The sequence below is a fragment of the Ruminococcus sp. AM42-11 genome (assembly GCF_003480145.1).
Taxonomy (GTDB): domain Bacteria; phylum Bacillota; class Clostridia; order Lachnospirales; family Lachnospiraceae; genus Blautia_A; species Blautia_A faecis.
On the sequence record NZ_QUIO01000068.1, the window covers coordinates 1 to 11,814 of the forward strand.

Below are 11,814 nucleotides of genomic sequence, written 5' to 3' on the forward strand. Positions count from 1 at the left end.
GAGTGAGCTGTACGCCGCGGTTGGTACGGATAAATAAAGTGGTATTCAGCTGTTGTTCCAGACAATTCATGGCCCGGGTAATATTAGGCTGGCTGTTGTTTAACGCCTGGGCCGCCTTGGTAAAGTTGTGGTATTTTGCCACATAATAAAAGATCTTATAATACTCGAAATTAACGTCCATAATATTTTTTCTTTTTTGACATGTCATATATTTATTTCAGCCATATCAATTATATCTTTTACTTATTACTACGTCAAGCGTATTATGTACTCGAATAAAAAAGAACGCTGTTGTAGGGCAAAAAGCGGTTTATTGTAATAGGAAAACAGCAGCCCGACCAGTTTTCAAAGGAGGAACAAATGCTTACAGCAGTAACCGGTATTAACTGGGGCGATGAAGGAAAAGGACGTGTGATCGATCTTCTTGCAGAGCAGGCAGATGTGGTTGTCCGCTACCAGGGCGGAAACAATGCAGGTCACACAGTGGTAACCACCCAGGGCAAATTCGTTTTAAATCTTCTCCCCTCTGGTATTTTACATCCAGGTGTGGTGTGCGTCCTCGGGGACGGAATGGTGGTTGACCTGGAACATCTTTCCCAGGAAATCCATGAAATAGAGAAAAAAGGAATCCGGGTAACACCGGATCATCTGAAACTTTCAAAACGTGCTACAGTCTCCATGCCATGGCATAAGGTGCAGGATGAGTTAGAAGAAAACAGACTTGCAAAGACAGGAAGTGCCTTTGGTTCTACCCGCCGTGGAATCGCCTATGCATACAGTGACAAGTACCGTAAAAAAACACTTCGCCTGGGAGATCTCCTTCATTTAAAAGAGGATTCCGTAAAAGCCAGATTAAAAACCATGCTGGAGGCAAAGAACCTGGAGCTTGCAGGCTGTTATCATCAGGAGCCAATGTCCTACCCTGCACTCCTTACCTGGTGTGAGGAACAGGCTGAACTGTTTGGTCCCTATATTGCAGACACCGGGGAATATCTGGAACAGGCAGTGTCAGAGGGCAAAAAGGTGGTACTGGAAGCCCAGCTTGGAGCCATGAGGGACATTGATTACGGTATTTTCCCCTATACCTCAAGTTCCTCTACCATTTCTGCCTATGGTCCCATTGGCGCCGGAATCCCTGGAAAATCCCTGGATCACGTAATTGGCGTTTTAAAAGCGTATTCCACCTGTGTTGGCGCAGGTCCTTTTGTGGCAGAACATGCCATGTCCGATGACTGGGAAGAAGCGTTGCGGAAAGCTGGCGGTGAATATGGTGCTGCCACCGGTCGTCCCAGAAGGATAGGTCCCTTTGATGCCGTAGCCAGCCGCTATGGGTTAAAATGCCAGAATGCAGATAAGATCGCGTTGACAAAAATGGATGTCTTAAGTTCCATGAAAGAGATTCCTGTGATCACAGGCTATAAACGTGACGGTGTTATAGTAACCGATTTTGATCCTATGGATGAACTGGATAGTTATACCTCTGTAGTAGAAATGCTTCCAGGATGGAAATGCGATATTTCGGGCTGCCGGACCTATGAAGAGCTTCCGGAGAATGCAAAAGCTTACATTCGTATCCTGGAGCAGCTTCTGAACCATGAAATCCAGTTTATTTCCGTCGGAGCCAGACGGGATCAGTTTTTAACAAAAGGAGCCTGGTTATGAGACATTTGATCGATCCACTTGATTTTACCCTTGAAGAAACTACAAAAGTTCTGGATCTGGCTGACCGCATTGCAGAAAGTCCAGAAGTGTACAGCCATGTGGCAGATGGGAAAAAGATTGCCACTCTTTTTTACGAACCAAGTACCAGAACCCGTCTTTCCTTTGAATCTGCCATGTTAAGCCTTGGCGGAAAATCCCTTGGCTTTGCAGGTGCTGAACAGTCCAGTGCCACAAAAGGAGAAACGGTAGCCGATACTGCCCGGGTGGTAAGCTGCTATGCAGATATCATTGCAATGCGGCATCCCAAGGAAGGCGCTCCCCTTCGCGCTTCCATGTATGCCACAGTGCCGGTAATCAATGCCGGGGATGGCGGACATAATCATCCTACCCAGACATTAATCGACCTTATGACCATCCGCCAGAGAAAAGGTCATCTGGATCACCTGACAGTTGGTTTTTGCGGTGACTTGAAATTTGGAAGAACCGTACACTCCCTTGTAAACAGTCTGGTACGTCATCCAGAAAATGAGTTTTACTTCATCTCCCCGGAAGAGCTTAAAATCCCGGATTACGTAATTGAAGAGACCTTAAAGCCTAACCATTCTTTTTACAAAGAGGTTACCAGCCTGGAGGAAACACTTCCCAAACTGGACATACTCTATATGACAAGGGTTCAGAAAGAGCGTTTCTTTAACGAAGAAGATTATGTCCGGTTAAAGGATACCTATATTTTAAACCGCGAGAAGCTGAATCTGGCACAGCCGGATATGCCGGTTCTCCATCCTCTTCCAAGGGTGGATGAGATTGTCTCAGATGTGGATCAGGATCCAAGAGCCGCTTATTTTGACCAGGTACAAAACGGAAAATATATCCGTATGGCACTTATTATGGCGCTGCTTGAAATCCCGGATCCGCTGACAGGAAGGACGGTGCTGTAATGTTAAAGATTGAATCTATCCAAAATGGAATTGTGATCGACCATATCCCGGCTGGAAAAGGAATGGATATTTACAAGCTATTGGAACTGGACTCCCAGAAGCAGTCCATTGCCCTACTGCAGTCCGTAAGAAGTGAAAAATACGGCTGTAAAGATCTGATGAAAATAGAGGGGCTTACAGAGCCTGAGCGTCTTGAAGTCCTTGGTTATTTGAACGATGGAGTCACTTTGATCGTAATTCGTGATGGAAAGGTGGTAAAAAAATATCATCCTGTTCCGCCAAGAACTTTAAAAATGTAATCAAATGCAAAAATCCCCGCTGCATTACCAGTACGGAAGCAAACTGCGAGCACATCTTCAAATTGTCCTCCAGTGGAAAATATAGATGTATTTACTGCAACCAGGAAGCTTCCCTCTTAAGATAGAAACTACCAAACCCTCCCTTGTATGTCGCTTAAGAGGAAAATACCCTTTAGGTTTATTTCTATTCCTAAAGGGTATTTAAAAAAATATTTAAATGCATTAGCAGTCATGGCAATAATAGGGATCGTCTTTTCCAGTTCATGGGAACTTCTGCGGATTGCTTTCGTTGCCTCATAGCCATTCATAACCGTCATCTGCAAATAAAGTCGCATACAAGGATCCAATCACACCCGCACCATAAATCAATATTCTCATAAGAAACATTCCTCTTACCCCAGTGCCACATCCAGGATCATCATCAAACTAAATCCAAGTGCAAAGAAAAGCGTACCAATATTCGAGTGCTGTCCCTGAGACATTTCCGGGATTAGTTCTTCAACCACGACATACAACATGGCTCCTGCTGCAAAGCTCAGTAAATATGGTAATGCCGGGATTACCAGCTGTGCAGCAAGAATCGTCAGTACTGCTCCAATCGGTTCAACCACTCCTGAAAGTACACCTCCCAGAAATGCCTTTCTTTTACTTTCCCCCTCTGCCCTAAGCGGCATGGATATAATCGCTCCTTCTGGAAAATTCTGGATAGCAATTCCAAGTGATAAAGCAAGTGCACTTGTTGCTGTAATCTGTGCATTTTCAGCAAGAAATCCTGCATACATTACACCAACAGCCATACCTTCAGGGATGTTATGCAATGTAACTGCCAACACCATCATCGTAGTACGGCCAAGTTTGCTTTTCGGTCCCTCTGCCTGGTCGCTTCCAACATGAAGATGCGGAATCAAATGATCAAGTGCGAGTAAAAACAATATACCAATCCAGAACCCAACAACTGCCGGAACAAATGATAAAGTTCCCATATTCTCAGATTGTTTAATTGCCGGAATCAGAAGACTCCAGATTGAAGCAGCAACCATTATACCTGCTGCAACCCCTGCAAGTGCACGTTGCACTGACTTGCTAAGTGTTTTTCTCATAAAAAACACGCATGCTGCACCTAGCGTTGTTCCAACAAATGGAATCAGTATACCTTCAAAAATATTTATTAGCATAAAATTTCCTTTCATATATGCTCGAAAAAATTTATTGGCAAAAGTAATTATCTTCAGCGATATAGTATTTATTCTATAGCTTGTTGATTATATTCCCTAATATCTATTATTCTATAGTTTGTCATATTTTTATCATATTAGGCTAAACTAACTATCTAATTTAAAGGAAACCGTGCAAAAAGCAAGCTGTAATTTCACACGGTTTTCTTGTACTTAAGTATATCATTTACGTAATCATGTAACAATAGAATTTTTTCAACAATGCTTTGATTTTTTTCTGGACAATTGAAGTCATTGTCTAAAGAGTACATATTTAATATTCTGCAGCAATTTACAAAAAGCCGGAAGCCCGGTCAAACCAAAAATCCTGTTTTTATTTTTCTTTCATATAAACTATACAATTTCTCACATTCCATACAAATCCATCCTGCTTCGCCTGTGTATAGCGGATATTTTCGGTTCTCACAGTATTCTGCTTCATAATTTCTTATCATTTCCAAAAGGTTATTGATATCCCCCATCTGCGCAGCAGCCATTCCTGTCATTGCCCACAAAAAGCCATTTCTTTTTTTATTCAGCTTCTGCCACTGAAACCTTTCCGTAAACTGCTCATATAATATCTTTTGCTTTTTCTTCTCTTTTACTGGAAATTCATAGATCAGCGGATAAATCTGAGCAACTCCATCCGGATAAAAGTCTTTCTGGTGATACAGATCACTGTTTTCAATAATTCTCCATCTTTGATTCGCATCATCCCAGAATAATTTTTCAATCTGCGCCTGTAGCTTTTTACGCATTTCACTGACTGCCTGCATATCTTTTAGTCCTGCATGTTCCAATTCGTACAGGCCTTTCCATACTTCCAGATTATCCATCAGATAAGCTGTTGTATTTTCTTCTGAGACCTGTGTAATTCCATCCTGCATCAGGCTTTGAATCTTTTTTAATGCAAGGCTGATTCCCTTTTTCCAGTTTTCCGGCAGGTCTGTACTTTCTGTCTTTTCCAGATATTTTCCCATAAGAAAAAGATACATACCAAGATACCCGTCTTCCGAATCAGCCTTTTCTTTATAAATAAGTTTCCCACTCTCTTTCCTGTAGATTCCCATTTTTCCATCTGTTTCAAGCAAAATCCCGGTATGCCAGTCCAGATACCTGCCAACAGCTTTTTCCTCTGTTTCAGTAATGGGGCAGTTCTTTGTTTCTGCCAGAAGCCCCAGTGCAGCCATACATGCAAAGTATGGATTAACATCTCCGGCTTTACTTCCATTCATGTAAAATTCACCCTCAGGGCCCTGATTCTCAAGAATCCACTTTTTTTCTCCGGTCAGGACTGTTTCCAGCCATTTCTGCCGGGCATTTATTTCTTTTCTCAGGTTCTGATAATAAATGAACATAAGTGAAATCCCCACAGTTATGCAAAATATAATAAGTTTCATCACGTTCTTTCGATGTTTTACTTTTCTTCTGCATTGATTGTGTTTATGCTCATGCATCTATATCCTCCAGGATTTTTCTGATTTTGATACTTGCAGTCCCATCACCATAAGGATTTCTGGCCTCACTCATCCTTCTGTAAATCTCTGGCTCTGTAAGAAGCTTTCTGCATTCTCTGTAAATATCCTCCATCTTCGTGCCTGCAAGCTTTAAGGTCCCTGCTTCCACACCTTCCGGACGTTCTGTTGTATCTCGCATGACCAGTACCGGTTTTCCCAGTGCAGGAGCTTCTTCCTGGATTCCGCCACTGTCTGTCATGATCAGATAACTGGCTTTCATCAGGTTATGGAATTCTACCACATCCAGTGGTCCGATCAGGTGTATTCTATCACATCCACCGAATTCCTCATCTGCGATTTTTCTGACCTGCGGATTCAAATGTACAGGATAAATAACCTTCACATCTGTAAATTCCTCCACGATCCTGCGTATAGCCCGGAACATATCACGCATGGGTTCTCCCAGATTTTCCCTTCTGTGTGCTGTCACAGCAATCAGTCTGCTGCCTTTTGCCCATTCTGTTTCCGGGTGATAAAAATCATTTCGCACCGTATAGTACAAAGCATCAATTCCTGTATTTCCTGTGACAAAAATCTGCTCTGGATCCTTACCCTCTTTCAGCAGTGCATCCGCTGCTTTCTGGGTCGGTGCAAAATGCAAGCTGGCAGTAAGTCCAATGGCCTGCCTGTTAAATTCTTCCGGATAGGGAGATTTCATATTATAAGTACGAAGTCCCGCTTCCTATCTCTATTTTTGTGTATGCAATTTTTTGTTCTTGTAATAAGATATGCTCCCAATATAAGAATTTCTACACTGAGAATGTAGCGTCAAGTAAAACATTTTGCTATCCGGCATATTTTTTTGTTGTCTTTTTTTTGATCACCCCATTTATTCCCAGTGTATTTTCATTTTCAGAGTACATACTAGCAATGTAACATCAAACAAAACAACAATTAACCAAGGAGGAAAATGATTATGTCAAACAATACTTCTTCTAACAAAGCAGCTGTACCAGAAGCAAAGGGCGCATTAAATCGTTTCAAATTTGAGGTTGCAAATGAGCTGGGTGTGCCGCTTACAGACGGATACAACGGAAACCTTACTTCCAAACAGAATGGTAGTGTAGGTGGTTATATGGTTAAAAAGATGATCGAGGCGCAGGAAAGATCCATGTCTGCAGGACAGAGCGGCCAGAGTGGTCAGTACTAATTCAAAAAACGCCTGATTAAGTAAAAAAATACAGGGTATTACTTACTCCTCAACGAGAAGCAGGTAATGCCCTGTTTTGAAATAGATCTTTTCTGATCCTGTGTTTTTTATTATACGCTTAGCTTCTTCTCCATGATCCAGCCGCTGATTACATACAGCACTGCCGCAATGGCAAATGATGCTGCAATATACAGGACAAAAGTAAGTTCCATACTTTTCAGAACCGGAATGAGATCCAGCAGCTTTCCAATAACAGAAGATATTACCAGGAAGATAAGGAAGCCGGCGATGCCGCTGCCTTTTTTGCCTGCAAGGACACTGGCGGATAAGATCACGGACAGGTCAGCATTCACAATGAAGACGATCCAGCTTGCCAGAAGACCAAAGAAATAGAAAGCTGCTTCTGCCGGAGTAAAAGTCACGGACCAGTTTACTTCCATAAAGGAACTCACCAGATTGATCATCTCTTTCAGACCGCCAATGTAAAGAGTTGCAACTGTCACATCAATGGCTGCCAGCGCTGCAAAAAATGCGCCTGCCATGATAATGGAAATTCCATTTTCCAGGATCTTGGCTCCCAGAATCTGATAGCTGCTCTTTGGTGTGAGAAATAACATATAACTCTGTTTGGTATTCAGGTCACGATGGAGAACATTTACACTCTCTATACCAATGTAGATAACACCAAATATTGTACACATGACCAGGAAAATAATTCCCATTGCCAGAATATTATCCTTTTTCCAAAATACACCTATTAAAAATGCAATTTCTGCAACTGCTGTGATCACCAACAGAACCAGTTTGGAAAATGCGGTTTTCCGAAGCTCATATTTCATCAACTTTAACATACTTCTTCTCCTCCATGTCCATAGATTTCACGGTATAGATCCACTACGGATTTGTGTTGATTGATCCGAAGCTCCTCTACCATGCACTGATTTGCCAAAATACCATCTTTCATAAAAATGGCTGCATCTGCTACACGTTCCAGTTCGTCTACGAGATGACTGGAAACTACCAGTGTCACATCTGGATCTATGGCTTCCAGAATGCTCTTCATGATCTGGTCTCTTGCAAGAAGGTCAATGCCGTTCAACGGTTCGTCAAGCAAGTACAGCCTAGCCTCCCTTGCCATGGTAACTGCAATTTTCAGCTTGGCCATCATACCAGAGGACAGCTTCTTCGCTTTCATGTCCTCTGTAAGCTCCATTCGGGAAATCATCTGTCTGTATTTCTCCATGGAAAAATCTTCGAAAAAGTCCTCATAATATTTTCCCACATCTGAAACTGTCATCCAGTTGTAGAAATAAGGCTCCGTGGACATATAAGCAATTTCTTTTTTACTCTCTTTTCCAATGGGAGTTCCCTGATAAAGGATCTCACCGTTGGTAGGCTTTACAAGTCCTGCTACCATTTTCATCCAGGTGGTCTTGCCGCTTCCATTGGGGCCAAGCATGGCGTATACAAGGCCTGGCTCCAATTGTAAAGATACCTGATTCACAGCAGTCTTACTGCCGTATTTCTTCGTTACTTCTCTGCTCTCTAAGATCATTTTTATACACTCCTCGTCATTCCGACTGTTCTTTCTCCAGAAGTCCGATTGCCTGGGCTCTGGAAAAGCCAAGCTGCTCCATTCCTTCCAGAAATTCCCGGATCAGGCTCCTGCCATCTCTTCCTTCAGCTGCTGCACTCTTTCCGGATCTTCTGTCACGAAGGTTCCCATCCCGCGTCTGGTAAAGCAGACGCCTTCCATCTCCAATTCTTTATATACGCGGCTGACTGTATTGGGATTAATGGTATATTCTACCGCCAGATCCCGCACAGATGGAAGCCTCGCACCAGGAGACAGCTTGCCTGTTACAATATCCTGCTTTATAGAATTTGCTGCCTGGAGATAAATTGGCAGCGATGAATTATATTCCATGGTTACCTCTCTTTCTGTATCACTGTCATAGCTGTATAGTACACTGGAATTGTATTTTCGTCAAGTGGTTTTTTACATTTTTTCACATAAGGAACAAAACAGTGTTTCCTGTGCAAAAAAAGAACATTGCATTTCCCTGCAAAGGAAATGACAATGTTCTCTTTTCTATTTCTTTTAGAATTCTTTTTCATTTTCTTCGTTTTCCATCTGCGCCTTGCTTTTCGCCCGATTCCTGCATTGCTGTTCATAATGCTGGCCCTGGTGATCTTGTCGTTTCCAAATTTCATGCGGATGGCATCCATCACTGCATCCAGCTTCTGGCGCTGTTCCTTTTTCGTACAGTCCTCAAACAGGGACATCTGTTCGAATCCGTCCTCAGTAAGCCCGGTAAGTGCCACACCGATTAGACGTAATGGCTGCCCCTTCCAGAACTCTGCGAACAGTTTTCTGGCATTTGCGTAGACTTCATCGGTTACATCCGTAGCACTTCCAAGCTTCATCTGATGGGAACGATTCTTAAAATCCAGAGTGCGGAAGGTGACAGAAATACAGGTACACTTCTTTCCTTTCCGCCTCATTCTGGTGGCTACCACATCGCATTGTTCCAATAAAATAGGCTGAATCTGCTCCATAGATATAATATCATCATTGAAAGTCTTCTCCACGCTAAAGCCTTTACTCTCCTCCGGCACTTCCAAAACCGGAGAATTGTCAATGCCTCTGGCGTACTGGAAGAGCTGATGCCCGGTCTTTTCTCCCAGAAGTGCCTGAATAGTGGACTCACTTTCCCGAGCCAGTTCCCCAATGGTGCGGATTCCGAAATCAACCAACTTCTTTTCCGAAGCTTTTCCCAGAAATAACAGATCTCTAATGGGAAGAGGCCACATTTTTGCCGGAATTTCTTCCGGGAAAAGGGTGTGCACTTTATTTGGCTTCTCGAAGTCCGAGGCCATTTTCGCCAGCAGCTTATTGGTGGAAATTCCCACATTTACTGTAAATCCAAGCTCCTGATAAATTTTGTCCTTTATCTCACAAGCTGTGGCTACGGGATCTGGGTAGATCAGGGAAGTTCCGGTCATGTCCAGAAATACCTCATCAATAGAAAAGGATTCCATTGCAGGAGCATACGATTTACAAATTGCTTTAAATGCCTGGGAATTCTTCGTGTAAAGGCGAAAATCACTAGGGACCACTACCAGATTCGGGCATTTTCGAAGTGCCATTGCCACGGGCTCACCAGTCTGTACTCCGTATTTCTTGGCAGGAATGGATTTCGCAACTATGATTCCGGTACGCGTCCTGGGATCACCGCCTACTGCAGACGGAATTTCCCGCAGATCCGGCTCACCTGCCTTTACTCTGCTCGCTGCCTCCCAGGAAAGAAAAGCGCTGTTCACATCAACATGAAAAATCAATCTTTCCATCTGATTCTCCTTCTTTCGTATTTTCCTTTATTTCCGAAAATTCTGTGATAGACTCAATATAGCACGTCAGAAGGAAATATGTCCAGATTCTTTATGTATATATTACGCAAATACGGTAACACAAAAAGACTGTAAAAGTTCTAAACTGGCTGTCATAGCGAAAAGCTGCTGCGAAAAAGGTCACCTTTAGTTCAGATAACTCAGAATATTGTCATTATCCAATGTGAACAGCTCCAATTGCGCGGATATCCATTGGATAAACGTTCTCTCTGCCAACATACTGGGAAATGTATTCTACATAATTCTCCATCTCATTTTCCGGTACAACAGCTGCAATAACACCGGCAAATCCGCCGCCATGTACTCGGCAGATACCGCCGCCGATCTTGTTCAGGAACAGCTGGGTAAGAGCAAGAACCAACGGGATCTTCTGCTCGTGGCAGTCTTTCATGCAGTAGCAGTTCTGAAGCAGTTCCCAGGACGATCTTCCGGATTCATCCATCAGCTTCAAAAATTCCTCGTAATCTGCCTTACCAATTGCCTCTGCTGCCCGTTCTACACGGGAAGTCTCTTCAAAGAAGTGAATGGAACGGAGAATTGCTCTGTCGTCCTGAATCTCGTTTACATGTGCAAGCAGATTTTCAAGAGTAGTCTCATGAAGAAGCTCTGCACCAAGTACCTTGGCTGCTGCTTTCATCTCACCTGGAATCTCAGAGTATTCCTGGCTGAGATCTGCATGGCCTTTTCCGGTGTTTACAATTACCAGTTTGTGACCAAATTTTCCATAGGAGAAGTCCAGCTTGCTGTATTTCAGATCATTTCTGTCTGCAAAGTCGAAGAGAACCGGACCACCAACTGCACATGCCATCTGATCCATCATTCCGGAAGCTTTATCCCAGTATACGTTCTCTGCGTACTGACCAATCTTTGCATAGTCTGTGTAAGTCATCTTGCTGTCGTTAAAGAAGTAATCGATGATTACGCAGATCAGCATTTCAAAGGATGCAGAGGAACTTACTCCTGCTGCTGCGATCACGTTGGTGCTTACATAGGCATCAAAACCAGCTGTCTGAAAGCCATTCTTCTTCGCACCTTCCATCATACCGGCAACCAGGGCAAAGGTTCCTTTCGGATAGTTGGCTCTGTTGATCTTGTCAAGATCAACTACGATCTCATCTCTGTAGCCTTCACTTGTAATGTGGATCACGTTGGTTCCATTCGGTGCAGCTGCGCCGATGGTATCCAGATTGATACTTCCTGCGATTACCTTGCCGCCGTTGTGGTCAACATGGTTTCCGATGATTTCTGTTCTTCCAGGGGAAGTAAAGAAATCTGCATGGTCATGTTTGTAGATTCTGGCAAAGTTGTCTGCTAGATTCTGGAAACGAGCTGCGCAGGCACTGTTCTCTCCATAGATTTTCTCAAGGTTTGCTTTTTCTGGTAAATTCATGGTCTCATTCTCCTATTTTTGTTAATATTGTTATAATTTTACATTCTGTACTCCAGCTGCCTCAGTGCATATTTTCCGCTTCATCTGTGCTTATCCGGATCTCTCATCAAGTTAATTTCATTTTTGTCGAAGGGCAATTGTTTTTAGCCTTTTTTGGGGCAAAAATTTTATTCTTTTATTCCGGTCAAAATTTGCTCCGACGCAAGATTTTCCTTTTTTGTGCATGTTAACTT

Annotated in this window: 13 protein-coding genes and 1 pseudogene; 5 read left to right on the plus strand and 9 right to left on the minus strand. The window is 43.0% G+C overall.

Going from position 1 to position 11,814, the window contains the following annotated elements:
• Nucleotides 1–181: LysR family transcriptional regulator (locus DW904_RS21640; RefSeq protein ID WP_147422288.1), on the minus strand; the 181-nt coding region annotated here is incomplete at its 3' end.
• Nucleotides 182–360: 179 nt separating this feature from the next.
• Between DW904_RS21640 and DW904_RS21645 the strand changes: the two genes are divergently transcribed.
• Genes DW904_RS21645 through DW904_RS26060 form a run of 4 tightly spaced genes read left to right on the plus strand, consistent with a single transcriptional unit; the run spans nucleotide 361 to nucleotide 3,024 of the window.
• Nucleotides 361–1,662, plus strand: a complete 1,302-nt coding sequence (locus DW904_RS21645; protein WP_118584206.1) for an adenylosuccinate synthase — start codon at nucleotides 361–363, stop codon at nucleotides 1,660–1,662.
• Entirely contained in the window at nucleotides 1,659–2,600 is a 942-nt protein-coding gene (gene pyrB / locus DW904_RS21650) for an aspartate carbamoyltransferase (RefSeq protein WP_118584207.1), read from the plus strand. Before DW904_RS21645 ends, pyrB begins: the two co-directional genes overlap by 4 nt.
• The gene (locus DW904_RS21655; protein WP_347562223.1) at nucleotides 2,600–2,899 is read left to right on the plus strand and encodes an aspartate carbamoyltransferase regulatory subunit; all 300 of its coding nucleotides are present in this window, start codon (nucleotides 2,600–2,602) and stop codon (nucleotides 2,897–2,899) included. The genes pyrB and DW904_RS21655 overlap by 1 nt, the downstream gene beginning before the upstream one ends.
• A 23-nt stretch (nucleotides 2,900–2,922) precedes the next feature.
• Complete coding sequence (locus tag DW904_RS26060; RefSeq protein WP_347562224.1) at nucleotides 2,923–3,024, plus strand: hypothetical protein; 102 nt, start codon at nucleotides 2,923–2,925, stop codon at nucleotides 3,022–3,024.
• A gap of 267 nt (nucleotides 3,025–3,291) precedes the next feature.
• Here the strand turns inward: DW904_RS26060 and DW904_RS21665 are convergent, their stop codons facing one another.
• From DW904_RS21665 to wecB, 3 genes and pseudogenes are all read right to left on the minus strand, one after another.
• The gene (locus DW904_RS21665; RefSeq protein WP_118584209.1) at nucleotides 3,292–4,074 is read right to left on the minus strand and encodes a ZIP family metal transporter; all 783 of its coding nucleotides are present in this window, start codon (nucleotides 4,072–4,074) and stop codon (nucleotides 3,292–3,294) included.
• Nucleotides 4,075–4,427: 353 nt separating this feature from the next.
• Complete coding sequence (locus DW904_RS21670; protein ID WP_147422365.1) at nucleotides 4,428–5,471, minus strand: hypothetical protein; 1,044 nt, start codon at nucleotides 5,469–5,471, stop codon at nucleotides 4,428–4,430.
• A gap of 91 nt (nucleotides 5,472–5,562) precedes the next feature.
• A pseudogene (wecB, locus tag DW904_RS21675) lies at nucleotides 5,563–6,300 on the minus strand (UDP-N-acetylglucosamine 2-epimerase (non-hydrolyzing)); the annotation flags it as partial.
• 246 nt (nucleotides 6,301–6,546) lie between these two features.
• On the opposite strand from wecB, the gene DW904_RS21680 reads away from it, so the two are divergent.
• Nucleotides 6,547–6,780, plus strand: coding sequence for an alpha/beta-type small acid-soluble spore protein (locus tag DW904_RS21680; RefSeq protein ID WP_118584211.1), 234 nt, complete (start codon nucleotides 6,547–6,549; stop codon nucleotides 6,778–6,780).
• Between the two features lie 110 nt (nucleotides 6,781–6,890).
• On the opposite strand, the gene DW904_RS21685 is transcribed toward DW904_RS21680, so the two are convergent.
• The 5 genes from DW904_RS21685 to DW904_RS21705 all read right to left on the minus strand — a co-directional run bounded on the left by DW904_RS21685 (nucleotide 6,891) and on the right by DW904_RS21705 (nucleotide 11,581).
• Nucleotides 6,891–7,631, minus strand: a complete 741-nt coding sequence (locus DW904_RS21685; protein ID WP_118584212.1) for a hypothetical protein — start codon at nucleotides 7,629–7,631, stop codon at nucleotides 6,891–6,893.
• Nucleotides 7,625–8,335, minus strand: a complete 711-nt coding sequence (locus DW904_RS21690; RefSeq protein WP_118584213.1) for an ABC transporter ATP-binding protein — start codon at nucleotides 8,333–8,335, stop codon at nucleotides 7,625–7,627. The genes DW904_RS21685 and DW904_RS21690 overlap by 7 nt, the downstream gene beginning before the upstream one ends.
• 102 nt (nucleotides 8,336–8,437) lie before the next feature.
• A complete protein-coding gene (locus DW904_RS21695) occupies nucleotides 8,438–8,707 on the minus strand; it encodes a GntR family transcriptional regulator (RefSeq protein WP_243110540.1) in 270 nt (89 codons plus the stop codon).
• A 2-nt stretch (nucleotides 8,708–8,709) separates the two neighbouring features.
• Nucleotides 8,710–10,131, minus strand: a complete 1,422-nt coding sequence (locus DW904_RS21700; protein ID WP_118584214.1) for a DNA polymerase IV — start codon at nucleotides 10,129–10,131, stop codon at nucleotides 8,710–8,712.
• Nucleotides 10,132–10,345: 214 nt separating this feature from the next.
• On the minus strand, nucleotides 10,346–11,581 hold the full coding sequence (locus DW904_RS21705) for a galactokinase family protein (RefSeq protein ID WP_118584215.1): 1,236 nt from the start codon (nucleotides 11,579–11,581) through the stop codon (nucleotides 10,346–10,348).
• Nucleotides 11,582–11,814 lie beyond the last annotated feature (233 nt).

Bases quoted from the DNA above. Each gene is read 5' to 3' on its own strand.
- DW904_RS21670 (WP_147422365.1), bottom strand. From the start codon at position 5,471: ATGTTCATTTATTATCAGAACCTGAGAAAAGAAATAAATGCCCGGCAG.
- DW904_RS21690 (WP_118584213.1), bottom strand. From the start codon at position 8,335: ATGATCTTAGAGAGCAGAGAAGTAACGAAGAAATACGGCAGTAAGACT.
- DW904_RS21665 (WP_118584209.1), bottom strand. From the start codon at position 4,074: ATGCTAATAAATATTTTTGAAGGTATACTGATTCCATTTGTTGGAACA.
- DW904_RS21655 (WP_347562223.1), top strand. From the start codon at position 2,600: ATGTTAAAGATTGAATCTATCCAAAATGGAATTGTGATCGACCATATC.
- pyrB (WP_118584207.1), top strand. From the start codon at position 1,659: ATGAGACATTTGATCGATCCACTTGATTTTACCCTTGAAGAAACTACA.
- DW904_RS21695 (WP_243110540.1), bottom strand. From the start codon at position 8,707: ATGGAATATAATTCATCGCTGCCAATTTATCTCCAGGCAGCAAATTCT.
- DW904_RS21700 (WP_118584214.1), bottom strand. From the start codon at position 10,131: ATGGAAAGATTGATTTTTCATGTTGATGTGAACAGCGCTTTTCTTTCC.
- DW904_RS21685 (WP_118584212.1), bottom strand. From the start codon at position 7,631: ATGTTAAAGTTGATGAAATATGAGCTTCGGAAAACCGCATTTTCCAAA.
- DW904_RS21680 (WP_118584211.1), top strand. From the start codon at position 6,547: ATGTCAAACAATACTTCTTCTAACAAAGCAGCTGTACCAGAAGCAAAG.
- DW904_RS21705 (WP_118584215.1), bottom strand. From the start codon at position 11,581: ATGAATTTACCAGAAAAAGCAAACCTTGAGAAAATCTATGGAGAGAAC.
- DW904_RS21645 (WP_118584206.1), top strand. From the start codon at position 361: ATGCTTACAGCAGTAACCGGTATTAACTGGGGCGATGAAGGAAAAGGA.